The sequence below is a fragment of the Streptomyces sp. NPDC003327 genome (genome assembly GCF_053589515.1).
Genome location: NZ_JBSFSA010000028.1, coordinates 1 through 24000, shown reverse-complemented (window position 1 = coordinate 24000; position 24000 = coordinate 1). Strand labels below are relative to the sequence as shown.

Below are 24000 nucleotides of genomic sequence, written 5' to 3'. Positions count from 1 at the left end.
ACCTCCGCCGGGGCCTCCTCAGCCGAGGAGGACCACGTCGAGATACGCGCCCGGTTCGACGGTCTCCGTCTCCTCGGGGACGACGAGCAGGCAGTCCGCGTGCGCGAGCGCCGCGACGAGGTGGGAGCCCGCGCCGCCCACGGGGGTGACGGTGCCCGCCCCGGCGTCGTACGTCCCCCGGAGGAACTGGCGGCGTCCCGCAGGGGACGACAGGGGCGCGTCGGCGTCGAGGACCGCCCGGACCGTCGGCCGGTGCGGGTCCGGGAGGCCCGCGAGGGCGCGGATCGCGGGCCGCACGAACAGCTCGAACGACACGTACGAGGAGACGGGGTTGCCCGGCAGCGCGAGCAGCGGGGTCTGCTCGGGGCCGATCGCGCCGAAGCCCTGCGGCTTGCCCGGCTGCATGGCCAGCTTGCGGAAGTCGACCTCGCCGTCGGCGGTGAGCGCCTCCTTCACGACGTCGTACGCCCCGACGCTGACGCCGCCGGTCGTCACGATCAGGTCGGCCCTGATCAGCTGGTCCTCGATGGTGGCCCGCAGCGTCTCGGCGTCGTCGGCGACGGCGCCGACCCGGTACGCGAGGGCGCCCGCGTCCCGGGCGGCCGCGGCGAGGGCGAAGCTGTTGGAGTCGTGGATCTGGCCCTCGCCGAGCTTCTCGCCGGGCTGGACGAGTTCGCTGCCGGTGGAGATGACGACGACCCGGGGGCGGGGCCTGACCCGGACGGTGCCGCGGCCGATGGCGGCGAGCAGCCCGATCTGCGGCGGCCCGAGGACCGTGCCGGCCGCGAGGGCGGGCTCCCCGGCCCGCACGTCGCTGCCGGCCCTGCGGACGTGGGCGCCTGCCGCGGCCTCGCGGTGGACCCGGACCTCGCCCCCGGCGCCCTCGGGGGCGGTGCTCGCGGCGCGCATCCCGGCGGCCGCGCCGCCACCGGTGCCCCCGTCGGTCCACTCGACGGGGACGACGGCCTCGGCGCCGGGCGGCAGCGGTGCGCCGGTCATGATCCGCGCGGCCTGGCCGGGGCCGACGGTGGGCAGGCCGCCCGCGCCCGCGGCGACGTCCCCGACGACGGTGAGGACGGCGGGGAACTCCTCGGTGGCTCCGGCGACATCGGCGACGCGGACCGCGTACCCGTCCATGGAGCTGTTGTCGAACGGCGGCAGCGCGACCGGCACCGTCACGTCCTCGACGAGGACGCAGCCCTGGGCGTCGAGCAGCTGGAGCTCGATGGGTTCGAGGGGGGCGACCGCCGCGAGGATGTCCGCCAGGTGCTCGTCCACGGACCACAGGCCGCGGTCCGGGCCCGCACACGGGTCCGCCGCGCCGTGCCCGTGGCCGTGGTCGTGCCCCTCGTGACCGTGCCCCTCGTGCCCGTGGGAGCCGTGGCCCTGGTGCCGGCCCTGCCCCTCGGGGCCGTGGTCGTCGGGGGACGCTGCCGCGCTGCTGCTCAAGGTCCTACATCTCCTCGCTGACGTATCTCCGGAGCCAGGCCCGGAAGTCCGGTCCCAGATCTTCACGTTCGCACGCGAGTCTGACAATGGCACGCAGATAGTCGCCGCGGTCACCGGTGTCATAGCGGCGCCCCTTGAACACGACGCCGTGGACCGGGCCGCCGATCTTCTCGTCGGCCGCGAGCTTCTGCAGCGCGTCGGTCAGCTGGATCTCTCCGCCGCGCCCCGGCTCGGTCTCCCGCAGCGTGTCGAAGACCGCCGGGTCGAGCACGTAACGGCCGATGACCGCGTAGTTGCTGGGCGCCTCCGCCGGCTCCGGCTTCTCGACCAGGTCCGTCACGCGCACCACGTCCGCGTCGACGGTCGCCTCGACCGCGGCGCAGCCGTACAGATGGATCTGCGAGGGCTCGACCTCCATCAGCGCGATCACGCTGCCGCCCTCGCGCTCCTGCACCTCCACCATGCGGGCGAGCAGCGGGTCGCGCGGGTCGATCAGGTCGTCGCCGAGGAGCACCGCGAACGGCTCGCGGCCGACGTGCGGGGCCGCGCACAGCACCGCGTGGCCGAGGCCGCGCGGGGCGCCCTGGCGGACGTAGTGCATGGTGGCGAGGTCGTTCGACTCCCGGACCTTGGAGAGGCGCTCGTCGTCCCCCTTGCGGCTGAGCGCCTCCTCCAGCTCGTAGTTCCGGTCGAAGTGGTCCTCGAGGGGCCGCTTGTTGCGTCCGGTGATCATCAGGACGTCGGTGAGCCCCGCCGCGACGGCCTCCTCGACGACGTACTGGATCGCCGGCTTGTCGACGACCGGCAGCATCTCCTTCGGGGTCGCCTTGGTGGCGGGAAGGAAGCGGGTGCCCAGACCGGCGGCCGGAATGACAGCCTTGCTGATCCGGCCGAGGCTGTGGAGCGACTGAGTCATGCGGTGCACCTTAGTCGTTGGCAATGAGAGGAAGGTGTGGATTGGATTAACTTCCTCCGCATAAAGACAGTTACGTGAGGTTCGCACACTTCCCATGAGGCCCCGATGACCCCCGAGATGCACCCAGAGATCACCGAAAAAACCGATCTGCGCCGTCGACTTCTCGACGCGCGCGCCGCCCTGGCCCCCGAGGCGCTCGCCGCCACGGCCGCCGCGCTCGCCCGCCGCGGCCTCGGACTGGCCGAGCTCGCCGAGGCGTCCACCGTCGCCGCGTACGTCTCCGTGGGCCGCGAACCGGGCACGCGCGCCCTCCTCGACGCGCTCCACGCGCGCGGGGTTCGGGTCCTGCTGCCGGTCCTGCTCCCCGACAACGACCTGGACTGGGCCGCGTACGAGGGGCCCGGGTGCCTGGCGAAGGCCGGCCGGGGGCTGCTCGAACCCACCGGGACGCGGCTCGGGCCCGACGCGGTCGTCGGCGCGGACGCCGTGCTGCTGCCGGGCCTCGCCGTCGACGGGCGCGGCATGCGGCTCGGGCGGGGCGGCGGCTCGTACGACCGGGTCCTCGCCCGGCTCGCGCGGGCGGGCGCCGACCCGGCCCTGGTGGTGCTCCTCTACGCGGACGAGGTGGTCGCGCGGGTCCCGGAGGAACCCCACGACCACCCCGTGCACGCGGTGGTCACCCCGGACGGGGTGACCCGCTTCCGCCGCTGATCCCCGGCCGCGACCCGACCGGTCCGACCCGGACCGACCTGACCCGACCGGTCGGGTCAGGGCTTCAGCGTGAGCGTGTCCTGCGTGGCGGCGTCGACCGCCGCCTTCCCGAACGCCCAGTCGTACAGCTCGCCCTCGGCCCACGCGTCCGTCTGGTCCGTGTAGTTCGAGTGGAAGGCGTGCCCGGAGGCGCCGGAGAGGTTGATCCACCGGGACCTGTCCCAGTCGCCGACGTTCACGACCATGCGCATCGACGGCACCCAGATCACCTCGTAGCCGCCCGCCGCGTTCCAGCCGGTCGCGTCGACCGCCGCCTCGCCGCCGCCCAGGTTCCACGGGCCGCGGTTGAGGAGCTGCTGCACGAAGCCCGGCCCGGCGGTGCCGAGGGTCTGGTTCTTCAGGGTCAGCTGGTGCAGCCGGCCCCAGCTCCACGTCGACACGTCCTTGCCCAGCTTGGCGGTCAGCTCCCAGCGGGCGTCCTTCATGGCGCGCGCGAGCAGCTGGTCACGCGTCTCGGTGGCCGTGTCGGTGCGGTTGCCCGGGGTCGTCCACCACTCGTTCTTCTCCTGCTTCAGGAGCGGGCGGACCACCTCGTACCAGCGGTCGCCGCCGTCCGGCTGCGCCGAGTCGGCGTCGCGCTCGCCGCACTCGCGGACGAGCTCGTTCTGCTCGTCGACGGGGCCGGTGGCGTCGGCCGGGCGGACGTTGATGCAGTCGCCCTCGGCGCGCACCTCCTTGGGCAGCTTGTTGCCGAAGGCCAGCTTGAGGACGTTGCGCCAGACCGCGTTGAAGTACGCGGCGGCCGCCGAGTCCGGCTCCTGCGTGTAGTCCCAGCCCTCCAGGAGCTTCTGCGCCTCCCGGACGTGCGGATCGGCGATGTCGATCTTCAGCAGGAGCGGGTTGAGCAGGGTCGCGATCTCGCTGCGGTTGTCGGTCTGCATGGTCCGCATGTCGTCCGGCGAGATCTTGCCGCCGTCCTTGATCTTCGACTCGATGAGGTCGTTGATCCGCTGGCTGCGCGATCCGTAGCCCCAGTCCTCGGTGAGGAGCTCGGGGTACGTCCTGGCGTCGATCACGGCCTGGTTGGCGGTGACGACGTAGCCGCGCTCCGGGTTGTACTCGTACGGCAGCTTCTCGAAGGGGATGTAGCCCTTCCACCGGTACGTGGAGTCCCAGCCGGGCGCGGGGACGGTGCCGTCGCCCTTGGTGCGCTGCGGGATCTTGCCCGGGGACTGGTAGCCGATGTTGCCCTGGGTGTCGGCGTAGACCAGGTTCTGGGACGGCACCTCGAAGTTCTTCGCGGCGGCCCGGAACTGGGTGAAGTCCTTGGCGCGGTTGAGCGCGAAGATCGCGTCCATGGACCGGCCGGGCTGGAGGGCGGTCCACTGGAGGGAGACGCCGTAGCCGGTGGCGCGGTCGGGGGCGGAGTTGCCGACGGGGGCCTGCCGGCCGACCTCCTCCAGCTCGGCGGAGCGGTCGGAGACGAGCGGGCCGTGGTCGGTGGCGCGCACCGTGATCTTCCGGGAGCCGCCGCCCGCGATCTTGATGGTCTCCTCGCGGGAGGTGAAGGGCTTGGTCCTGCCGTCGACGAGGTAGCCCTCGGGGCCGATCTTCTCCAGGTAGAGGTCGGTGACGTCGGCGCCGAGGTTGGTGAGGCCCCAGGCGATGGAGTCGTTGTGGCCGATGATCACGCCGGGCATGCCGGAGAAGGTGTAGCCGGCGACGTCGTACCGGCAGGTCGCCGAGACGGAGCGGCAGTGCAGGCCCATCTGGTACCAGAGCGAGGGCAGCTGCGGCGCGAGGTGCGGGTCGTTGGCGAGCAGCGGCTTCCCGGAGGTCGTGTACCGCCCGGAGACGACCCACGAGTTGGAGCCGATGCCGTTGCCGTTCGGGCCGAGGAGCGCCGGGACGGTGTCGAGGACCTCGGAGAGCGCGCCCAGCTGGGAGGCGACACCGGATCCGTCGGAGGACGAGCCGTCGGACGAGCCGGAGGAGCCCTCCGAGGAACCGGACGAGCCGTCGGAGCCGCCGCCCGGGGTGTCGCCGGTCGTCGCGCCGTCCCCCTCGCCCGCCTCGGCCTTCGGGTCGAACGCCTCCGTGGACTCGTCGATCGCGCCGCCGTCGACGATCGGCTGGTGCAGCGCGTACGGGTACGCCGGGTACAGCTGCTTGATCTGCGCCGGGGTCAGGCGGCTGGTCAGCAGCGAGCGGTCGATCTCGTCCTGCATGTTGCCGCGCAGGTCCCAGGCCATCGCCTTGAGCCAGGCCACCGAGTCGACCGGGGTCCACGGCTCGATGGCGTAGTCGTTGGTGAACGCCAGGGCCGCGTACTCGACGGAGACGTCCGCCGGGTCCCGGTCCTTGAGATAGGCGTTGACGCCCTCCGCGTACGCCTGGAGATACTTCTTCGTCTCCGGCGACAGGACCTCGTCGTACTCCTGCTGCGCGACCTGCCGCCAGCCGAGGGTGCGCAGGAAGGCGTCCGTGTCGACCTGGCTCTCGCCGAACATCTCGGACAGCCGCCCGGCCGTCACGTGCCGGCGCACGTCCATCTCGTAGAAGCGGTCCTGCGCCTGGACGTACCCCTGGGCGCGGAACAGGTCCGTCTCGTTGTCGGCGTAGATCTGCGGGACGCCGCGGGCGTCCCGCTTGACCTCGACGGTGCCGGAGAGGGAGTCCAGCCGGATCTCGCCCGTCGTCTGCGGGAACGAGGCCCGGACGGTGCTCACTCCCCAGTACCCGCCGAACCCGACGCCCGCGACCAGCGCAAGGACCAGGACGAGGAGGAGCAGACGGGCGCGCCGCCCTTTCTTCTTGGCGGGGGGCGCGGTCGTGTTGGAGGGCATCGCTGTCCTTCGAGGGGCAGGGTGGTCCTGGAGTACGGGAGCCACCTTAGGCGCAGCGTCCGGGCGGCCCGGACGCGGTGTCCGGTACAGAACCGTACTGATGAGCGACGAGGTGCAAAGAAGGCGTCAAGAAAACGTTAAAGATTAGGTAAGGTAACGAAGTACCGGCCGCTGGAGGAACGATCCGGCTGCATGCGAGGGGAAGGAACGGCCACTGACTGTCCACCAGCTCAACGAACTCCTGCTCATCTGCTCCCTCGTGCTGCTCATCGCCGTCGCGGCCGTACGGATCTCCTCACGGAGCGGACTCCCCAGCCTGCTGCTCTACCTGGGCATCGGAGTCGCGATAGGGCAGGACGGCATCGGCAACGTCGCCTTCGACAACGCCGAACTCACCCAGGTCATCGGCTACGCGGCCCTCGTCGTCATCCTCGCCGAGGGCGGACTCGGCACGAAGTGGAAGGAGATCAAACCGGCGCTGCCCGCCGCGGTCGTCCTCTCCACCGTCGGCGTCGCCGTCAGTGTCGGCATCACCGCCGCCGGCGCCCACTACCTCGTCGGCCTGGAGTGGCGGCAGGCCCTCATCATCGGCGCCGTCGTCTCCTCCACCGACGCCGCGGCCGTCTTCTCCGTCCTGCGCAAGGTGCCCCTCCCCTCGCGGGTCACCGGCGTCCTGGAGGCGGAGTCCGGCTTCAACGACGCCCCCGTCGTCATCCTCGTCGTCGCGTTCTCCACCGTCGGACCCGTCGACGACTGGTACGTCCTCGTCGGCACCATCGCCCTCGAACTCGCCATCGGCGTCGCCGTCGGCCTCGCCGTCGGCTTCCTCGGCTCCTACGGGCTCCGGCACGTCGCCCTGCCCGCCTCCGGCCTGTACCCGATCGCCGTCATGGCCATCGCCGTCACCGCGTACGCCGCGGGCGCCCTCGCCCACGGCTCCGGCTTCCTCGCCGTCTACCTGGCCTCGATGGTCCTCGGCAACGCCAAGCTGCCGCACGCCCCCGCCAACCGCGGCTTCGCGGAGGGGCTCGGCTGGATCGCCCAGATCGGCATGTTCGTCCTGCTCGGCCTGCTCGTCACCCCGCACGAGCTCATCCACGACTTCTGGCCCGCCGTCGTCATCGGCCTCGTCCTGACCGTCGTCGCCCGGCCCATGGAGATCCTGGTCAGCCTCCTGCCGTTCCGCATCCCCTGGCAGGAGCAGGCCCTCATGTCCTGGGCCGGCCTGCGCGGAGCCGTCCCCATCATCCTCGCGACCATCCCCATGGTCTCCGGGATCGACGGCAGCGAACGCGTCTTCAACATCGTCTTCGTCCTCGTCGTCGTCTACACCCTCATCCAGGGCCCGACGCTGCCGTGGCTGGCGAAGGCCCTCAAGCTCGGCGACTCCGCCGAGGCCGCCGACCTCGGCGTCGAGTCCGCCCCCCTGGAACGGCTCAGCGGCCACCTGCTGTCCGTCGCCATCCCCGACGGCTCCCGCATGCACGGCGTGGAGGTCGCCGAACTGCGCCTCCCGGCCGGGGCCGCCGTCACCCTCGTCGTACGGGAAGGGGCCAGCTTCGTCCCCGGCCCCGCGACCGTCCTGCGCCACGGCGACGAACTCCTCGTCGTCGCGACCGACCCCGTGCGGGACGCCACCGAACGACGGCTGCGGGCGGTCGGCCAGGGCGGCAAGCTCGCCGGCTGGCTCGGCACCGGGAACGGGGCCGAGGTGGTGGCCACCACCCCCACCCGCTTCCACCTCCCTCGACCCAAGGCCAAGTGAGACCCCAGCGGGGTACGAGTGACTCAGGGCATCAATGTACGAGTGACTCGGGCATCAATGTGCGAGTGATCGCAGGCATTGATTCAGGGGCGGGAGCGTTTTCCCAGGCGGGAGACCGCTCCTCCCTGTACCATGAAGGCACACCTGATCGAACCAACTCTGCCTGACGCAGAGCTGGCGCGACCGTATGGCGGCCGAGGCGCCCCTCCGCAGTGGGGGCACGCCCGGTATCTACCGCAGTTCCGCGCATGAGGACAGCTCTCGGCGACACCCGCACCACCGTGCACGGGACGCGCTACCAGGCGGCAGAAAGGCAAGGACCGTGGCGTCCACGGTCGTCTCCGAGAAGCGGCCCGGCTACGGGCAGCTGCTGCGCACTCCCGGCGCGCTCTCGTTCCTGCTCCCGGGCTTCGCCGCCCGGCAGCCCTTCGCGATGCTGACCATCGGCATCGTCCTGCTCGTCCAGCACACCACCGGCTCGTACGGCAGCGCCGGCGCCGTCGCCGCCGTCACCGGCGTCTCCATGGCGCTGTTCGCCCCGCAGAGCGGCAAGCTCGCCGACCGCTTCGGCCAGCGCGCCGTCCTGGTCCCCGGCGTCCTCGTCCACACCGCCTCCGTCTCGCTGCTCGTGGCCCTCGCCCTCGGCGGCGCCCCGCTGTGGGCGCTGTTCCTGGCCGCCGTGCCCGCCGGCGCCTCCGTGCCCCAGGTCGGACCGATGGTCCGGGCCCGGTGGGCCGCCAAGCTCGACGGCACCCCGCTGATGCAGACGTCCGCCGCCTTCGAATCGGTGACGGACGAGTTCACCTTCGTCGTCGGACCGGTCCTCGCCACCGCCCTGTGCACCGGCGTCCACCCGGCCGCCGGCCTGATCGCCGAGGCCGCCCTCACCCTCGTCGGCGGCCTGTTCTTCGCCGCGCAGCGCGCCACCCAGCCCGCGTACGGCGCGGCCGCCGCCGCCAACGGCAGCGGCTTCGGCTCCGGCGAGCCGCACCGCTCGGCCCTGGCGATCCCCGGCGTGCGCGTCCTCGTCGTCGCCTTCCTCGGCATCGGCTCGGTCTTCGGCGGCATGCAGGTCTCCCTCACCGCCTTCAGCGAGGAGATCGGCAACCCCGGCGCCAACGGCCTGCTGTACGGCGTCTTCGCCGCGGGCAACATGCTCGCCGGCATCGCCATGGGCGCCGTCGCCTGGAAGATCGGCCCCCGCCGCCGCCTGATCCTCGGGTACGCGGGCCTCACCGTCGCCGCCTCGCTGCTCTGGACCGCCCACTCGGTGCTGCTGCTCGGCGCCCTCGGCCTGGTCGTCGGCCTCTGCATCGCCCCGGCCCTCATCACCGGCTACACCATCGTGGAGACCCTCATCCCGACCTCCGCCCGCACCGAGGCCTTCACCTGGCTCACCGGCGCCGTCGCGCTGGGCCAGGCCGCGGCCGTCACCGTCGCCGGCCGCCTGGCCGACGCCCACGGCGCGAGCACCGGCTTCCTGGTGCCGATGGCGGGCACCGTCCTCGCCCTCGCCACCCTCCTCGCCCTGCGCTCCCGGCTCCGGCCCCGCGAGGCGAGCCGGGTCGCCGCACGTGGTATCGGTCACCGCGTGCCGGTGACGGTGGACTGAACCGGCGGAATGCGTCACTATGGATCGTCGTTAGCACTCGATGAGTGTGAGTGCCAGGAGGAAGACACGTGCCGACCTACCAGTACCAGTGCACCGAGTGCGGCGAGGGCCTCGAGGCGGTGCAGAAGTTCACCGATGACGCGCTGACCGAGTGCCCCAGCTGCAAGGGCCGCCTGAAGAAGGTGTTCTCGGCCGTCGGCATCGTCTTCAAGGGTTCCGGCTTCTACCGGAACGACAGCCGCGGCTCCTCGTCCAGCAGCTCCCCGGCCTCGTCGAAGTCCTCGACCCCGTCGTCTTCGTCCTCCTCGGACGCCAAGCCGGCCGCGTCGACGTCTTCCTCGACCGCCTCCTCGTCGTCGTCGACGACGACGTCCGCGTCGAGCAGCTCGACCTCGGCCGCCTGAGCCGATCGCGCACCTCGATCGAGGGCCCCGTCGCTTGCGACGGGGCCCTCGGCGTTTTCCGGGTGTACCCGGCCCCAAACCGCCCCCGAGGGGGACCCAGTTGTCCACAGGCGGCCGGTGATCCACAGGCCGCGGCGGGGACGGGGGTGGACGCCGGAGAGTGGGGACAGCGGCAACGAGCAGCCGCGGCCCTCACGACGACCGACGACCGGACGGGCGGTACCCCGATGACGACCTTCCCCTCCCCCACGACCCCTCCTTATCCGCCCGATTCCGCGTTTCCGCCCGACTCCCCGTACCCGCCCGACTCCCCGTACCCGCCCGACTCCCCGTACCCGCCCTCCACCGCCGTGCCCGGCCCGTGCGCGGTGCCGGCCTTCAGGCCGCTGAGGGTCCGGGGGGCGCGGCGCGGCCCCCTCGGGGCCGCCCTGCGCCGGGGGCGCCGCACATCGGCGGCCCTCCTCGCGCTGACGGCCGCCGCACTCGCCATCGCCGCCGGAGGCGCGCCACCGTCCGCGCCGAGGGCCGCACCCGCCTCCGCGCCGGCGCCACCCCCGCCCCCTCCCCCACCCGTACGGCTCGTGTCCGCGCCGGTACGGATCGCCGACGCCGAGACCGTTCGACTGCTGCGCCCCGGCGACCGGGTCGACGTCATCGCCGCAACCACCTCACCGACGGGCGCGGCGGGTGACGCCCGCGTCGTCGCGAAGGGCGCCCGGGTGGCCGACGTTCCCCGTCCGGGCGAGGCTCGTCCGGATGGAGGGGCCCTGGTCGTGCTCTCCGTGCCGCGCCCGACGGCGGCCGCGCTGGCAGGTGCCGGAATCACCTCCCAACTGGCGGTGACCCTGTGCTGATTCGCACGGGTTCACTGTCAAGTCACCGTCCCGTGTGTACGGATTGGACGCCCCTGCGCCGTGCACGGCCTAATGGCTCCGCAGACAGCAGTACACGCGACGAAAGGCACCTCGGTGGCCAAGAAGGAAAGCGTGATGGCGGGCTTCAAAGCCTTCCTGATGCGCGGCAACGTGATCGATCTCGCGGTGGCGGTGGTCATCGGCGCCGCTTTCACCAACATCGTGAACTCGGTGGTCAAGGGCATCATCAACCCGCTCGTCGGAGCCTTCGGCACCAAGGACCTGGACAACTACCGGTCCTGCCTCAAGGGCCCCTGCCGGATCGACGACGCGGGCAACGTGGTCTCCGGCATCCCGATCATGTGGGGCATCGTCCTCAGCGCGGTCCTGAGCTTCCTGATCACGGCGGCCGTCGTCTACTTCCTCATGGTCCTGCCGATGGCCAAGGTCCTCGCCAAGCGTGCGGCGCACGACAAGGCGAAGGAAGGCGTCCAGGAGACCCTGGAGGTCAGCGAGCTGGAGGTCCTCAAGGAGATCCGCGACCACCTCGTCGCGCAGCGCGGCCCGTCCGCCGGCTCGGGTACGGGTGCCGGCTCCGGCAGCGGCGAGGGTCCGGGGGCGCGGCCCTCTGCCTGACGGACGGCGCGCGCCGACGTCAGAGGTGGTGCGGCGGCTTCTCGTCGAGGAAACGGGCGAGGTCGGCGGCGTTTCCGCCGCCGACCGGAGGCCGCTCGCCCCACCCGCGGTCCGTGTCGTCCGCGGACTGCTGGTCGAGCGGATCGTCGAAGACGAGTACCGGCTTCGCGGAGTTCTCGGTGTGCGGTCGAAGGCCGGTCGGCTTCGCGTCTCGCGGACCGTGGGCGGGGGCGGTGCTCATGTCTCCAGGGTACGCCCGGATTCCCCTGCCGTACCCGCCTGATCAGCGGTCCTTCGGATCCAGCGCCCACAGGCCGAGCACCACGAGGAACGACAGGACGAGGAAGCCCGCGCCCCACCACGCGGTGCCGGTGTCGCCGGCCATCCACTCGTCCACCACGACGGTCAGCCCCCACAGCTGGCCGGTCACGACCGTGAGCGCCAGCGCCAGACGCGCCGACAGCTTCGACGAGCGCTCCGGTTCCTGTTCCGTACCGGCACCCGGCCCCGGCCCGGTGCGCCGGATGCGGGGGTCGCCGTAGCCGCTGGTGGGCCGGATCTGCGGATAGCGCTCGCGTACGGGCCGGTTCAACCGCGGCTGAGCGCTGCCCGGCGTGTAGACGGGGCGGGGAGGGAGGGGGGCGGAGGGGGAGGGGGAGGGCCCCCCGGGGCTTGCCGGGTCCCTCGGGAACGGTGCCTCGCTCATGCCCGGCCCCTCCCTTCCGCCTGGAGGGCGGCGCAGGCGGGGGTGCCGGCGCCACGCTGGCGGCAGTAGCCCTCCTGGAGGCTCTCGCCGGAGCGGGCGGTGCCGATCGCCCACACGCTGCCGTCGACCTGTTCGACGAGGATCACCTTCGGCAGGCCGCGCGGCGGCGGGCCGGCCGCGACCTCTCCCGTACGGGCGTCGAAGATCCCCTCGTGGCAGGGGCAGTACAGCTCGCCCTCGCTGCCGCGCTCCTTGCGCCACAGGACGGCGCAGGCGAGGTGGGTGCAGACGGCGGAGTAGCCGGCGAGGGTGCCGTCCTCCAGGCGGACGGCGATCGCCCGGTCCTCCTCGCCGGGGTAGCGGAAGGCCAGGGACGCGCCGGGTTCGATCCGGTCGGCGATCCGCTTCGGCTCCGGGGTGCCGTCGGGATCACCGTGCCGGTGCAGGACTCCGGCGGCGACGGCGACGCCGCCGACGGCGAGGCCGCCGGAGACGGTGGCGACGATCCGCAGGTAGTCGCGGCGCGTGGTCAACGAGTCGGCGGCGATCCGGTCGTGGAGCGCCTCGCGCGCCGCGTCGGACGGGGCGTCCGGTGCGGGTGGCTGGGGGTCGGTGACGCTCATCGGACGTCCACTCCGTTGATCTCGACGACGGGCAGACCGCCGGGGACGGGCCACTGGACCTTGTCTGCGGGGACGACCATCGCGACGCCTGTGCTGACGACGACGTCACCGAAGGCGAAGGAGTCCGCGACCTGCACGCCGGGGCGTTCGGCCCGCAGCTCGTCGAGGGTGCCGTAGAAGAGGGCGCCGGTCGGGCAGACGGTGGCGCACATCGGGGCGAGGCCGTAGGCGGTGCGGTCGTAGCAGAGGTTGCACTTCATCTGCAGCTTGGCCTTGAGGTCGATCTTCGGTACGCCGAAGGGGCAGGCGTTGACGCAGTTGGCGCAGCCGATGCAGCGGGTGGTGTCGGCCTGCTGGACGACGCCGTCGGCGGTGACGAGGATCGCGTCGGCGGGGCAGACCTCGGCGCAGGGGGCGACGGGGTCCTCGCAGTGCATGCAGACGGTGGGGAGGGAGGCGACGGAGCGGCCCTCGTCGGGGTAGTCGAGGTGGATCATCGACGTGCCGCGGTGGGAGTCGCATTCGCGGCAGGCGGAGACGCAGGCCTGGCAGCCGATGCAGCGGCCGGGGTCGATGAAGATCGTGCGGCCCATCATGTGCGGGTCAGCTCCTCTCCGCGGTGCCGCGGCCCTGGGGGGCGGTGGGGGGCAGGGGGTCGGTGCGGGAGACCTGGGTCTCGGGGTAGGCGACGCGTCCGGGTGGGGTGGGGGGTGCGGGGACCTCGTCGACGCGTTCGGCGGCTTCGATGCGGGCGGCGCAGACCTTGTACTCGGGGATCTTGGAGCGGGGGTCGAGGGCGTCGATGGTGAGGGCGTTGGCGGCGGTGGGGACGGGCCAGTGGTAGGGGACGAAGACGGTGTCGGGGCGGATGGCCTCGGTGACGAGGGCGGGGAAGACCTCGCTGCCGCGGCGGGTGACGACGCGGACGGGGTCGCCGTTGCGGAAGCCGTGGGAGGGGTGGACCTCGACCCAGGGGCGGGGGGTCTGTTCGACGAGGGCGCCGAGGCGGCGGGTCTGGTTGCCGGAGAGGAAGTGGGCGACGGTGCGGCCGGTGGTGAGGGAGAGGGGGTATTCGTCGCTGTACGGGTCCATGGGCGGGTGCCATGCGACGGCCTGGAGGTGGATCTTGCCGTCGGGGTGGTAGGTGCGGCCGTCCTCGAAGAGGCGGGGGGTGCCGGGGTGGTCGGTGCTGGGGCAGGGCCAGGCGATGCCGCCGGTCTCCTCCAGGCGTTCGTAGGTGATGCCGTAGTAGTCGTTGACGGTGCCGGCGGAGGCGATGCGGAGTTCTTCGAAGACGGAGCGTGAGTCGGGGAAGTCGAACTTGTCGCCGGTGCCGAGGCGTCGGGCGAGTTCGCGGATGATCCAGGTGTCGGTGCGTACGCCGGCGGGGGGTTCCTGGGCCTTGTTGTGTTTGACGACGCGTGCTTCGGCGTTGGCCATGACGCCTTCGTCCTCGGCCCAGACGGTGACGGGGAAGACAACGTGGGCGTTGGCGGCGGTTTCGGAGAGGAAGAAGTCGAACTGTGCGTGGAATTCGAGGCGGTCGTAGCCGTCTTTGACGGTGGCGTGGTTCGGCAGGGAGACGAAGGGGTTGTTGCAGATGCCGATGAGGCCGCGGATTTCGCGGCGCTGCATCTGCCAGACCATTTCCATCATGCTGGTGCCGGCGGGTGGGAGTTCGGTTTCGTCGATGCCCCAGATCGCGCAGATCTGGCGGCGGTGTTCGGGGTTGGTGATGGAGCGGCCGCCGGGCAGGAGGTCGGATTTCTGGCCGTGTTCGCGGCCGCCCTGGCCGTTGCCCTGGCCGGTGATGGTGCCGTATCCGGCGCCGGGTTTGCCGATGTTTCCGGTGGCGACGCAGAGGTTGATGACGGTGAGGCAGTTCTCGACGCCCTGGGAGTGGTGTTCGACGCCGCGGGCGTGCCAGGCCATGGCTTTGTCGGCGCCGGCGAACATGCGGGCGACCTGGATGATCTGGGCTTCGGGGATGCCGCAGATCTGGGCGGCGCGGGCGGGCGGGTAGTCGGCGACGGTTTTCTTGACGTCGTCCCAGCCGGTGGTGTGGGCGGCGAGGTAGGTGTCGTCGGTGAGGCCTTCGGCGACGGCGACGTGGAGGACGGCGTTGAAGAAGGCGGCGTCGGTGCCGGGTTTGAGGGCGACGTGGATGTCGGCGGTGCGGGCGACGGGGGTTTCGCGGGGGTCGACGACGATGAGGGTGGCGCCTCGGTCGCGGGCTCCCCACAGGTATTGGGTCATGACGGGGAAGCATTCGCCGACGTTGGATCCGGCGATGAGGAGGCAGTCGGTGAGGAGGATGTCGGAGAAGGGGTTTCCGGCGCGGTCGATGCCGAAGGCGAGTTTGTTGGCTCCGGCGGCGGAGACCATGCAGAGGCGGCCGTTGTAGTCGACGTGCCGGGTCTTGAGGGCGACGCGGGCGAACTTGCCGACGAGGTAGGTCTTCTCGGAGTAGAGGCTGGCGCCGCCGAGGAGGCCGAAGGCGTCGTGGCCGTGGTCGGTCTGGATGCGGCGGATCTCGGCGACGGTGTGGTCGAGGGCTTCGTCCCAGCTGACCTGGCGGAATTCCTCGTCGCGGTGGCGGCGCATGAGGGGGGCGGTGAGCCGGTCGGGGTGGTTGACCTGCTGGTAGGCGTTGATGCCTTTGGGGCAGAGCCGCATGCGGTTGATGTCGTGGTTGCGGGGTTCGACTCCGAAGACCTTGCCGGTGTGGTCGACGCGCAGGTACATGCCGCACTGGACGCCGCAGAAGCAGCAGTGGGTGGGGACGAGGGTCTCGCCGTTCTGGTCGGCGTGCCAGCGGTCGGCGGGGATGCCGCCGGCGTCGCGGAAGGCGCGGGTGCCGGGTGGGGCGATGGCGGGGTCGAGCGGCGGCGCCTTGGCGGGGTCGGTGGCGGTCACGTGTGGAAGCCCTTCTTGACGTGGTCGAGGTAGGCGGTGCCGCGCAGGACGCGTTTGCAGCGGGGGCAGTACTCGGCCCAGGCGTCGAAGTCGAGCGTGAGGTCCTTCATGGTGCCGCGGAGGTTCTCGACGTAGGGGGCGGTGTCGATGGGCTGGTGGCAGCGGCGGCAGGTGAGGATCTCGTCGTCGTCGTTGCGGCGGGAGGTGTATTTGAAGAGCTGCATGCCGACGGCGGCGGGGCGCTGCACGATGTGGAAGAACTTGCCGAAGGGGATGTAGATGAGGGTGAGGACGACGGAGACCATGTGGAGGATGGCGAGGAATGCGTAGCCGCCGCCGTGGAGGAAGATCGAGGAGAAGGTCAGCAGGAGCCCGGTGACGGAGATGACGACGAGGGCGATGAGCGGGACGAGGTCGTAGGCGAAGCGCTGGCCGGTGAGGGCGGCGCGGTCCTTCATGCGGCGCCACAGGAAGTAGGAGGCGCCTGCGATGACGAGGACGGCGGCGATGTCGAGGCCGTGGAACATGAGCCAGCCGAGGGCGTCGAGTCCGTTGAAGCCGAGGACTTTGAAGCCCCAGATCCGCATGTCGTAGCCGGGTCCCGCGCCGGTGTCGGAGGTGAAGGTGAACCAGCCCCAGGTGAGGGGGAAGGTGATGGCGGCGGCGAGGAGGCAGCCCCAGAAGAGGAGTTGGTGGGCGGCCCAGCGGGCGTGGGAGCGGGCGCCGAGGAACTTCTGGAAGCCGAGGTAGGTGGCGATCATCTTCGGCAGGGCGGTGGGGGCCTTGCGGAAGTTGCCGGCGGAGAAGAAGGAGCGCCAGCCCTGGCGGAAGAGGCGGCGGGCGCCGGGGGCGGAGATCCAGACGGTGTAGCGGTAGGCGACGCCGAAGGCGAGGAAGACGGTGGCGACGGCGTAGGGCAGGAGGGCCGAGTCGAAGTCGCGGAGGAGGCGGCTGCCGAGGACGATGGCGAGGATCAGCAGGGCGGAGACGGCGGTGCCGGTGAGTGCGGCGCGGCGGTGTACGGCGGCGGGGGTCCGGGGCGCGGGGCCTGCTGTGCGGCGTGGTGCCGGGTGTGCTGGGGGGCCTGCTGTGGCTGTGGCGCCGGGTTCGGGGGCCGGGTCGGGGGCCGGGTCGGCGGTCTTCGGTGGCTCGGTCACGCGGCCACGGTAAGACCGCACTGACCCTTTTTCCTGTTTTGTACGGTTCCGGAGTGAGGGTGCCCGTGCGGAACCGGGTGTGCGTCGCGTACGGGGCCGGGCGAGATTCCTGGTCCGGACGCGCCGCGCGATTACCGCCGGGGCGGCGGCTCTGCTGTGCTGGGGGCATGACACGTCCCTTCCTGCCGCTCACCGCCCGCTCCCGTGCGGAGTCGCACCGGGCCGCCACCCCGCTGGAGCTGTTCTTCGACCTCTGTTTCGTCGTCGCCGTGGCCCAGGCGGGCGCCTCGCTGGTGCACGCGGTCGCCGAGGGGCACGCGGGCGAGGGCATCGCCGACTACGCGATGGTGTTCTTCGCGATCTGGTGGGCGTGGATGAACTTCACGTGGTTCGCGTCCGCGTACGACAACGACGACGTCCTCTACCGCGTCACCACGCTCGTGCAGATCGCCGGTGTGCTGGTGCTGGCCGCCGGGATCTCGCGGGCGTTCGAGGAGCACGACTTCCTCGTCGTCTACCTCGGCTACCTGGTGATGCGGCTCGCGCTCGCCACGCAGTGGCTGCGGGCGGCGCGGCACGCCGGTTCGGCGGCGGAGCGGACGATGTGCCTGCGGTACGCGGGTGGGGTGATCGCCGTGCAGGCGGGCTGGCTGGCGCTGGTGCTGGCGCCGGAGGCCGCCCGGCCGTGGGTGTTCCTGGTGATGGCGCTCGCGGAGATGGCGGTGCCGGTGTTCGCGGAGAAGGACGCGCCGAGCACCTGGCATCCGCACCACATCGCCGAGCGGTACGGCCTGTTCACGATCATCGTGCTGGGCGAGACGGTGGCGGCGGCGACGGTGGCGGTGAAGTCGGGCGTGGTCGAGAACGACGCCCTGGACGAGCTGCTGCCGATCGCGGCCGGTGGTCTGCTGATCGTCTTCGCGGCCTGGTGGATCTACTTCGTGGTGCCGGCGCACGACCGGCTGACGTCCAGCCGGCAGGGCTTCCTGTGGGGCTACGGCCACTACGTCATCTTCGCGTCGGCGGCGGCGATCGGCGCGGGCATCGAGATCGCGGTGGAGCAGGCCGTCGGCAAGGCGCACATCTCGACGACGGCGGCGTCGGCGGCGGTGACGATCCCGACGGCGGTGTTCCTGCTGTCGGTGTGGCTGCTGCACGCCCGCTACTTCAAGGTCGGGATCGCGCAGCAGCTGGTCCTTCCGGTGTCGGCGTTCGCGATCCTGATGTGTTCGTTCGCGGGCCGCTGGGCGGTCCTGGCGGCGGGGCTCGTGGCGGCGGCGACGGTCGCGGTCGGGGTGACGCTCACCGCCCGCACCCCGGCCACCCGGTCGCACCCCGGCGCACGTGCCGACTCCGTTGACCGCGGCGGGAGTTGACGGGCCGGCGGCGCGACCGCGGACGCGAACAGGGCCCGCACCCGGGGAACTTCGGGTGCGGGCCCTTCGTTTTCCTGAACCCGGTCACGATGTCAGACCCAGGGACTACGTTTAGCAAGCACCGAGTGACATGCGGCGACGGCCTGGAGACCTCCTTGAACGATCCGCGGGATCATCACGATCCGTACGAGACGACCGAGACGCACCTTGAGCGGCTCCTCGGCAGGGCGCTCAACTCCTTCGACCTGCCCGACACCACCGTCGAGCGCCTCCAGACGGCGCTCGCCCACTCCAGCACGCTGCACTCCTCGCACCACAGCGCGGCGCTGCACCGCACCACCCACCGGCACACGTACCTGCTCGCCGACGGCAGCGCGCTCACCGTCTGGGAGCTCGTGCACAACGCGGGCCGGGACGGTGCCGAGCAGCACGAGCTGTACACGGAGGAGGCGGAAGCCCGGCTCGCGGCCTCCCGGCTGCCCGCGGGCCCGCTGCCGGGCTGGACCGCCGGGCGGGCGGACGGCGGCGCGCTCGACGAGGACGACGACATGGAGCTGCTCGCGGCGCTCCTGGCCCGTCCGATACCGGCGCAGCCCCGGATGTACGTGCCGGACAACTCCGCGGACCACGCGCGCCGGGTGCTGCGGCGGGCGGAGAACGCCGACCGTCCGGGCGAGCGGACGGCCCGTCGGCTGCGGCTGGCGTTCGCGCACCACATCACCCAGGCCTTCGGCCGTCACTGCCCCGTGGAGGGGGGCCGGGACGCCGGCTTCACCCTCTACGAGCACCAGTTCCTGCTCCTCGACGGCAGCGAGGTGAGCCTCTGGGAGGTCGAGCACACGGCGACCCCGGACGGCCGCCACATGTGCGAGGTGTACGACTCCGAGAGCGCGGCCCGCGAGGCGATGGAGTCCCGCTCCCGGGTCCGCTGACGCGCCGGCCGCCCGCGCCCGGGTCTCGGGTGAGGGCGGGCCCCGGCCGCCCCCGGCCGGGTCTCAGGTGAGGCCGGGGGCGGCGGTGCCGGTGAGCCGGGCGGCGGCGAACCGGCGGTTGACGCGGGTCTGCTCGCGGTGGGCCGCGGGCAGGTCCGGCAGGGCGAGGAGCCGGTCGCAGGCGGCGAGCGAGGCCTCGGCGTCGCCGACCCAGTAGGCGGTGATCGAGTACTCGAAGAGCAGCCCCCAGCGGTACACCCAGGGCTGGAGGAACAGCACGTCGTCGGCGGGCGGTTCGCGGTCGAGGACGGCGGTCAGGATGGCGTGCGCCGCGTGGTGGCGCCGTGCCTTCCTGAGCCGTGAGGCCAGCTCGTAGCAGGCCTCCAGGCGCTGCGGGCGCGACTCCCAGGCGCGGGTGAGGGCGTCGGCGGCGGCCGGCCAGTCGCCGCCCTCGGCGCGCAGGACCCCGCTCTGGAGCAGGGCGTAGTAGACCTCCTCGCCCCAGCCGCCCATGGCCGCGCGCCGCTCGTACAGGTCGGCGGCCTCGGCGGAGCGGCCCATGTCGCGGAGGGTCTGGGCGAGGTAGAAGACCGTGCGGGTGTTGGTGGGGTCGCGGTCGAGTTCGGCGCCGAGGAGGCGGGCGTCGCGCTCGAACTTGTCGTGGCGGGAGCCGCCGTCGGCGTGGTCCTCGATGACGAGGGCGTCGAGGTTCTCCTGGGTGTGGTCACGGTCGGCCGTCAGGTACTCGTGGGTGACGCCCTCGTACCGCCAGGGCAGATCGCCCCTGACGAGCCGTTTGATGCGGTATTCCAGGGCGCCCTCGTGGCGGATCATGTACGAGTCGGCGGTGGCCGGCGCGGGCAGCGGGCCGTCCTGCCGCAGGACGTGGTCGGCGTCGAGGAGCAGCAGGTAGTCGGCGCGGCCGCGGGCGTGCGCGATGTTCAGGCTGCGGTTGTGGCCGAAGTTCACCCAGGGTTCCTCGCGCAGCTCCCCGGGGACGCCGGCGAGCGCGGCGCGGACGAGGTCCTGGGTGCCGTCGGTGGAGCCGGTGTCGGAGACGACCCAGGTGTCGACGAGGCCGCGGACGGAGGCGAGGCAGCGTTCGATGACCGCGGCCTCGTTCTTGACGATCATGCACAAGCAGATGGACGGCCTCACGGCAACACCACCTCCGGGGGTTCGGTCGGGGGGCGACGGTACGCACGGCCCCGGGGGGAGGCGGCGGCGCCGCGCCGCCCGGTCCCGGCACGTTCGCCGTCGCGTACGCATCCATTCGGCTGGCGGCACTACGCCATGGCGCTCATAGCGCCGTGGAACCGTCAAGTCCTCGCAGTCGCGGTCCGATGATCCGATCGGAAGGCTTTCATCGCTTCCGCCTTCGTCCCCACCCCACATCGTGGCGCCGACGTTCGTCGTCGGCGGAGGAAAGGAGCATGCATGCGTCCTGATTCCAGGACTCCGTCCAGGTCCCCGCTCGGCCCGCTGCCCCGTCGGCGTGCCTGGACGAGTGGCGGCGCGCTGGCCTCGGTCGCGCTCGTCCTGACCGGCTTCGCACCCTCGGCGGCCGCCTGGGGCGGCCCGACGAACGTCAACCCGGCCACGGGCTGCAGGAAGCCCCGGGCCGTGCAGGAGCAGGCCGGGCCGCAGCAGCACGACGAGCGGGGGCGGCCGGTCACCACCGCGCTCCAGGAGTTCCTGGACGAGGAGGTCGGGCGGCTGGTCGAGGACACCCGGGTCCGTTCGGTGGTCCCGCCGGAGGCGATGGGCGGCGGCGAGTGCCCGAAGGGACCGACGGGACCGACGGGACCGACCGGACCGACCGGACCGCAGGGCCCGAAGGGCAACACGGGTCCGACGGGTCCGACCGGCCCCACCGGGCCGACGGGTCCGACCGGCCCCACGGGTGCCACGGGCGCGACGGGTGCGACGGGGCCCGCCGGGCCGTGCAACGACGTCGACGGCTACAACCCCGCCGAGAGCCGCGAGGTCAAGGCCGTCCTCAGCAACGGCGTGACGTACGTCGGCATCCGGGACCTGGAGCCCAACGTCACCCCGTTCGTATGGACCGACCTCACCGACCCGGTGGACCACCCCAACTACCCGGCGGGTGCCTGCTCCGTCTCCATCGCCTCCCAGGCGAACCACGTCTCCGTCCAGGTGCTCACCCAGGACGGCGAGGTGTGGGAGACCCTGTGCGACATCGACCCGGGCACTCCGGACGAACTCGACTGCGTCGGCACCCCGACGGACGAGCTCGGCCCGTGGGTCGAACTCACCACGCCGACCCCGGGCGACCCGCCGCTCAACAGCGGCAACCGGTTCCTCGGCATGCCGAAGAAGTGACGTGAGGAGGGGCGGTGCGTTCACGGAACGCACCGCCCCTCTCCCGTACCTCTCCCGGTGCGGCTCAGTGCACGAGCACCGGTTCCTTCCCGACGGCCTCGGGCTCCTCGCCGTCACCGTCGCTGCCACCCTCCAGGTGCTGCTTCGGCTTCGCGGGCAGCGCGAACATCACCAGGAAGATCACGCCGAGGACCACGGCCACCCAGCCCATCGCGTTCTGGAAGGCGTCCGCGAACGCCGTCGCCGCCTCGGCGGGGGACGTGGGCGCGGGCCTCTCGTCGATCACCCCGAAGAAGACCACCGACACCAGGCCGAGCCCGAGCGCGTTGCCCATCTGCCCGGTCGTGTTGATCAGCCCCGAGGCCGAGCCCGCGTGCTCCCTCGGCACCTCGGAGAGCACCGCGTCCGTCAGCGGCGCCACGATGAGGCCCATGCCGGCACCCATGATCACCAGCGGCGGCACCATCTGCCAGGGCGCGATCCCGGCCCCGTACCGCCCCGCCTCGAAGAGGTAGAGCAGCACGCCCGCGATCATCGTCAGGGCGCCCGCCTGGAGCACCTTGCGGCCGAAGCGCGGCACCAGCTTCTGCACGGACATGCCGGCGGCGACGGAGACGGCGATGGAGAACGGGACGCCGGTCAGTCCGGCCTTCAGCGGGGTCCAGCCGAGCCCGATCTGCATGTACAGCGTCCAGACCAGGAAGAAGATGCCCATCACGACGCCGAAGGTCAGCTGCACCGCGATGCCGGCCGCGAAGCTCTTCACCCGGAACAGCGTCAGCTCGACCAGCGGCGAGCCGTCCTTCCTCGTCTTGTACCTCTCGTACGCGACGAGGGCGGCGAAGACGACGAGGCTGCCGGCCATCATCAGGTGGCCCCACAGCGGCCAGTCCAGCTCGCGGCCGCGCGTCAGCGGGTAGATCAGCATCAGCAGGGCGGCCGTGACGAGGACGACGCCGACCAGGTCGAGGCGGAGCGCCTTCGGGGCCTTCGACTCGACGATGAACTTCCGGCCCAGGATCAGGGCGGCGACGCCGACCGGCAGGTTGATGAGGAAGATCGGGCGCCATTCGAGACCCGCGATGTTCCACTGCGTGAGCAGCGCGCCGAGCAGCGGGCCGGAGACCGCGCCGAGGCCGATGATCGCGCCGAACAGGCCGAAGACCTTGCCGCGCTCGTGCGCGGGGAAGGTGACGTGGACGATCGACAGCACCTGCGGCACCATCATCGCGGCCGCCGCGCCCTGGAGGAGGCGGGAGGCGACCAGCATCTCCTGGTTGGCGGCGAAGCCGCAGAGCGCCGAGGCGAGGGTGAAGCCGGCGGTGCCGAGGAGGAAGAGGCGCTTGCGGCCGTAGATGTCCCCGAGCCGCCCGCCGGTGATGAGGCCGGCGGCGAACGCGAGCGCGTACCCGGCGGTGATCCACTGGATCGCGCCGAAGGTGGCGCCGAGGTCCCGCTCGATGCTGGGGATCGCGATGTTGACGATCGTGGCGTCGACCAGGTCCATGAAGGCGGCGGTCATGACGATGGCGAGGGCGACCCAGCGCCTCTTGTCGGCGACGGAACCGCCGTCGGGTGCGGTACCGCCGTCGGGTGCGGCGTCCTGTGCGGCGTCGTGTGAACTCATACGACGAAGATAGAAGTCATATAGGTCAGTTCGTGTCCTAGTTCCGCGTCATCCTGGAACGCATGACGGACACTCCGGCACGACTCCTGAATCTGCTGTCGCTCCTCCAGACCCCGCGCGAATGGCCGGGAAGCGAACTCGCCGAACGGCTCTCGGTCTCGGCCCGGACCATCCGCCGCGACATCGACCGCCTCCGTGACCTCGGCTACCCGGTCGAGGCGACCCACGGCGCGGTGGGCGGCTACCGCCTCGTCGCCGGTACGGCGATGCCCCCGCTGCTCCTGGACGACGAGGAGGCCGTCGCGATCGCCGTCGGCCTGCGCGCCGGGGCCGGGCACGCCATCGAGGGCGTCGAGGAGGCGTCCGTACGGGCCCTGGCGAAGCTGGAGCAGGTGCTGCCGAAGCGGCTGCGGCACCGGGTCTCCACCCTCCAGAACGCCACGATCCCGCTGACCCGGGGCGACGGGGCGACCGTCGCGCCCTCGACGCTGACGACCCTCGCGGGCGCGGTCACCGGGCGGGAGCGGCTGCGGTTCGGCTACCGGGCCGGCGACGGCGCCGAGACGAAGCGGCTCGTGGAGCCGGACCGGCTGGTGTCGACCGGGCACCGCTGGTACCTCGTCGCGTACGACCTGGGGCGCGAGGACTGGCGGACCTTCCGGGTCGACCGGGTGAGCGAGCCGTTCGCGACGGGGGCCCGCTTCACCCCGCGCGAGCTGCCGACGGGCGACGCGGCCCAGATGCTGACCCGGTCGATGAACAAGACCCAGCAGGAGATGGAGCTGGACGTCAGCTTCGAGGCGCCCGTGTCGTTCGTGACCGCCCGGCTGCCCTCCCACCTGGTGCCGACGGCGACGGACGAGCACCGCTGCCGACTGCGGGCCCGCTGCGCGGACTCGGTGGAGTGGCTGGCCCTGCGGCTCGCCCTGGTCGACGCGCCGCTGACGATCCACGGCCCCGAGCCGCTCCGCGCGTACGCCGAGGACCTGGGCGCGCGACTGACGGCGGCGGTGACGCGGAGCTGAGCACCAGGACGACGGGCCGGGTCCTGTGCCGCGGCGAGCAGCTGGGACAGGGACACCTGAACGGACGTGTCCCTGCGCTCCACCAGGCCGTCGGTGTACATC

The 24000-nt window shown here is 72.1% G+C and carries 21 protein-coding genes; 10 read left to right on the top strand and 11 right to left on the bottom strand.

The features are described 5' to 3' along the window. Window positions 1-18: 18 nt before the first annotated feature. Entirely contained in the window at window positions 19-1287 is a 1269-nt protein-coding gene (glp, locus tag ACWDVG_RS20890) for a molybdotransferase-like divisome protein Glp (RefSeq protein ID WP_451700859.1), read from the bottom strand. A 166-nt stretch (window positions 1288-1453) separates the two neighbouring features. Further along, the gene (gene galU / locus ACWDVG_RS20885; protein WP_451700793.1) at window positions 1454-2365 is read right to left on the bottom strand and encodes a UTP--glucose-1-phosphate uridylyltransferase GalU; all 912 of its coding nucleotides are present in this window, start codon (window positions 2363-2365) and stop codon (window positions 1454-1456) included. 117 nt (window positions 2366-2482) lie between these two features. Between galU and ACWDVG_RS20880 the strand changes: the two genes are divergently transcribed. After that, a complete protein-coding gene (locus tag ACWDVG_RS20880; RefSeq protein ID WP_451700857.1) occupies window positions 2483-3076 on the top strand; it encodes a 5-formyltetrahydrofolate cyclo-ligase in 594 nt (197 codons plus the stop codon). 56 nt (window positions 3077-3132) lie between these two features. On the opposite strand, the gene ACWDVG_RS20875 is transcribed toward ACWDVG_RS20880, so the two are convergent. Continuing rightward, window positions 3133-5922 carry a penicillin acylase family protein gene (locus ACWDVG_RS20875; protein WP_451700792.1) on the bottom strand — a complete coding sequence of 930 codons (2790 nt, stop codon included), beginning with the start codon at window positions 5920-5922 and terminating at the stop codon, window positions 3133-3135. Between the two features lie 259 nt (window positions 5923-6181). Between ACWDVG_RS20875 and ACWDVG_RS20870 the strand changes: the two genes are divergently transcribed. From ACWDVG_RS20870 to mscL, 5 genes are all read left to right on the top strand, one after another. Beyond that, complete coding sequence (locus ACWDVG_RS20870; protein WP_451700791.1) at window positions 6182-7687, top strand: potassium/proton antiporter; 1506 nt, start codon at window positions 6182-6184, stop codon at window positions 7685-7687. Window positions 7688-8009: 322 nt separating this feature from the next. After that, window positions 8010-9299, top strand: a complete 1290-nt coding sequence (locus ACWDVG_RS20865) for an MFS transporter (RefSeq protein ID WP_451700790.1) — start codon at window positions 8010-8012, stop codon at window positions 9297-9299. Between the two features lie 68 nt (window positions 9300-9367). Beyond that, window positions 9368-9703 (top strand): FmdB family zinc ribbon protein, encoded by a 336-nt coding sequence (locus ACWDVG_RS20860; protein ID WP_451700789.1) that lies wholly within the window; start codon window positions 9368-9370, stop codon window positions 9701-9703. Window positions 9704-10284: 581 nt separating this feature from the next. Continuing rightward, complete coding sequence (locus ACWDVG_RS20855; RefSeq protein WP_451700788.1) at window positions 10285-10557, top strand: hypothetical protein; 273 nt, start codon at window positions 10285-10287, stop codon at window positions 10555-10557. Between the two features lie 135 nt (window positions 10558-10692). Then, the gene (gene mscL, locus ACWDVG_RS20850; RefSeq protein ID WP_451700787.1) at window positions 10693-11193 is read left to right on the top strand and encodes a large conductance mechanosensitive channel protein MscL; all 501 of its coding nucleotides are present in this window, start codon (window positions 10693-10695) and stop codon (window positions 11191-11193) included. A 19-nt stretch (window positions 11194-11212) separates the two neighbouring features. On the opposite strand, the gene ACWDVG_RS20845 is transcribed toward mscL, so the two are convergent. From ACWDVG_RS20845 to ACWDVG_RS20820, 6 genes are read right to left on the bottom strand one after another with little or no spacing between them, the layout of a single operon-like run. Further along, the gene (locus ACWDVG_RS20845; protein WP_451700786.1) at window positions 11213-11434 is read right to left on the bottom strand and encodes a hypothetical protein; all 222 of its coding nucleotides are present in this window, start codon (window positions 11432-11434) and stop codon (window positions 11213-11215) included. Between the two features lie 42 nt (window positions 11435-11476). Next, window positions 11477-11899 carry a hypothetical protein gene (locus ACWDVG_RS20840; protein ID WP_451700785.1) on the bottom strand — a complete coding sequence of 141 codons (423 nt, stop codon included), beginning with the start codon at window positions 11897-11899 and terminating at the stop codon, window positions 11477-11479. After that, entirely contained in the window at window positions 11896-12522 is a 627-nt protein-coding gene (locus tag ACWDVG_RS20835; protein WP_451700784.1) for a QcrA and Rieske domain-containing protein, read from the bottom strand. The genes ACWDVG_RS20840 and ACWDVG_RS20835 overlap by 4 nt, the downstream gene beginning before the upstream one ends. Next, entirely contained in the window at window positions 12519-13118 is a 600-nt protein-coding gene (locus ACWDVG_RS20830; protein WP_451700783.1) for a 4Fe-4S dicluster domain-containing protein, read from the bottom strand. Before ACWDVG_RS20830 ends, ACWDVG_RS20835 begins: the two co-directional genes overlap by 4 nt. Window positions 13119-13125: 7 nt before the next feature. Next, entirely contained in the window at window positions 13126-15438 is a 2313-nt protein-coding gene (locus ACWDVG_RS20825; protein WP_451700782.1) for a molybdopterin oxidoreductase family protein, read from the bottom strand. Next, window positions 15435-16595: an MFS transporter gene (locus ACWDVG_RS20820; protein WP_451700781.1), complete on the bottom strand. Its 1161-nt coding sequence runs from the start codon at window positions 16593-16595 to the stop codon at window positions 15435-15437. Before ACWDVG_RS20820 ends, ACWDVG_RS20825 begins: the two co-directional genes overlap by 4 nt. A 167-nt stretch (window positions 16596-16762) precedes the next feature. Between ACWDVG_RS20820 and ACWDVG_RS20815 the strand changes: the two genes are divergently transcribed. Beyond that, a complete protein-coding gene (locus tag ACWDVG_RS20815) occupies window positions 16763-17971 on the top strand; it encodes a low temperature requirement protein A (RefSeq protein WP_451700780.1) in 1209 nt (402 codons plus the stop codon). Between the two features lie 155 nt (window positions 17972-18126). After that, window positions 18127-18903, top strand: coding sequence for a DUF6227 family protein (locus ACWDVG_RS20810; protein ID WP_451700779.1), 777 nt, complete (start codon window positions 18127-18129; stop codon window positions 18901-18903). A gap of 63 nt (window positions 18904-18966) precedes the next feature. On the opposite strand, the gene ACWDVG_RS20805 is transcribed toward ACWDVG_RS20810, so the two are convergent. After that, window positions 18967-20037 carry a glycosyltransferase gene (locus tag ACWDVG_RS20805; protein ID WP_451700778.1) on the bottom strand — a complete coding sequence of 357 codons (1071 nt, stop codon included), beginning with the start codon at window positions 20035-20037 and terminating at the stop codon, window positions 18967-18969. 303 nt (window positions 20038-20340) lie between these two features. Between ACWDVG_RS20805 and ACWDVG_RS20800 the strand changes: the two genes are divergently transcribed. Further along, entirely contained in the window at window positions 20341-21246 is a 906-nt protein-coding gene (locus ACWDVG_RS20800) for a hypothetical protein (protein ID WP_451700777.1), read from the top strand. A gap of 64 nt (window positions 21247-21310) precedes the next feature. Here the strand turns inward: ACWDVG_RS20800 and ACWDVG_RS20795 are convergent, their stop codons facing one another. After that, window positions 21311-22873: an MFS transporter gene (locus tag ACWDVG_RS20795; RefSeq protein WP_451700776.1), complete on the bottom strand. Its 1563-nt coding sequence runs from the start codon at window positions 22871-22873 to the stop codon at window positions 21311-21313. Window positions 22874-22935: 62 nt separating this feature from the next. Here ACWDVG_RS20795 and ACWDVG_RS20790 point away from each other — a divergent pair, with 62 nt between their 5' ends. Next, entirely contained in the window at window positions 22936-23898 is a 963-nt protein-coding gene (locus ACWDVG_RS20790) for a helix-turn-helix transcriptional regulator (protein ID WP_451700775.1), read from the top strand. Window positions 23899-24000 lie beyond the last annotated feature (102 nt).

What these genes read in the sequence shown, in the direction of transcription:
- galU (WP_451700793.1), bottom strand. Translation starts at nt 2,365, where the DNA reads ATGACTCAGTCGCTCCACAGCCTCGGCCGGATCAGCAAGGCTGTCATT.
- ACWDVG_RS20880 (WP_451700857.1), top strand. Translation starts at nt 2,483, where the DNA reads ATGCACCCAGAGATCACCGAAAAAACCGATCTGCGCCGTCGACTTCTC.
- ACWDVG_RS20875 (WP_451700792.1), bottom strand. Translation starts at nt 5,922, where the DNA reads ATGCCCTCCAACACGACCGCGCCCCCCGCCAAGAAGAAAGGGCGGCGC.
- mscL (WP_451700787.1), top strand. Translation starts at nt 10,693, where the DNA reads ATGGCGGGCTTCAAAGCCTTCCTGATGCGCGGCAACGTGATCGATCTC.
- ACWDVG_RS20845 (WP_451700786.1), bottom strand. Translation starts at nt 11,434, where the DNA reads ATGAGCACCGCCCCCGCCCACGGTCCGCGAGACGCGAAGCCGACCGGC.
- ACWDVG_RS20840 (WP_451700785.1), bottom strand. Translation starts at nt 11,899, where the DNA reads ATGAGCGAGGCACCGTTCCCGAGGGACCCGGCAAGCCCCGGGGGGCCC.
- ACWDVG_RS20835 (WP_451700784.1), bottom strand. Translation starts at nt 12,522, where the DNA reads ATGAGCGTCACCGACCCCCAGCCACCCGCACCGGACGCCCCGTCCGAC.
- ACWDVG_RS20830 (WP_451700783.1), bottom strand. Translation starts at nt 13,118, where the DNA reads ATGATGGGCCGCACGATCTTCATCGACCCCGGCCGCTGCATCGGCTGC.
- ACWDVG_RS20815 (WP_451700780.1), top strand. Translation starts at nt 16,763, where the DNA reads ATGACACGTCCCTTCCTGCCGCTCACCGCCCGCTCCCGTGCGGAGTCG.
- ACWDVG_RS20805 (WP_451700778.1), bottom strand. Translation starts at nt 20,037, where the DNA reads ATGATCGTCAAGAACGAGGCCGCGGTCATCGAACGCTGCCTCGCCTCC.
- ACWDVG_RS20800 (WP_451700777.1), top strand. Translation starts at nt 20,341, where the DNA reads ATGCGTCCTGATTCCAGGACTCCGTCCAGGTCCCCGCTCGGCCCGCTG.
- ACWDVG_RS20795 (WP_451700776.1), bottom strand. Translation starts at nt 22,873, where the DNA reads ATGAGTTCACACGACGCCGCACAGGACGCCGCACCCGACGGCGGTACC.
- ACWDVG_RS20790 (WP_451700775.1), top strand. Translation starts at nt 22,936, where the DNA reads ATGACGGACACTCCGGCACGACTCCTGAATCTGCTGTCGCTCCTCCAG.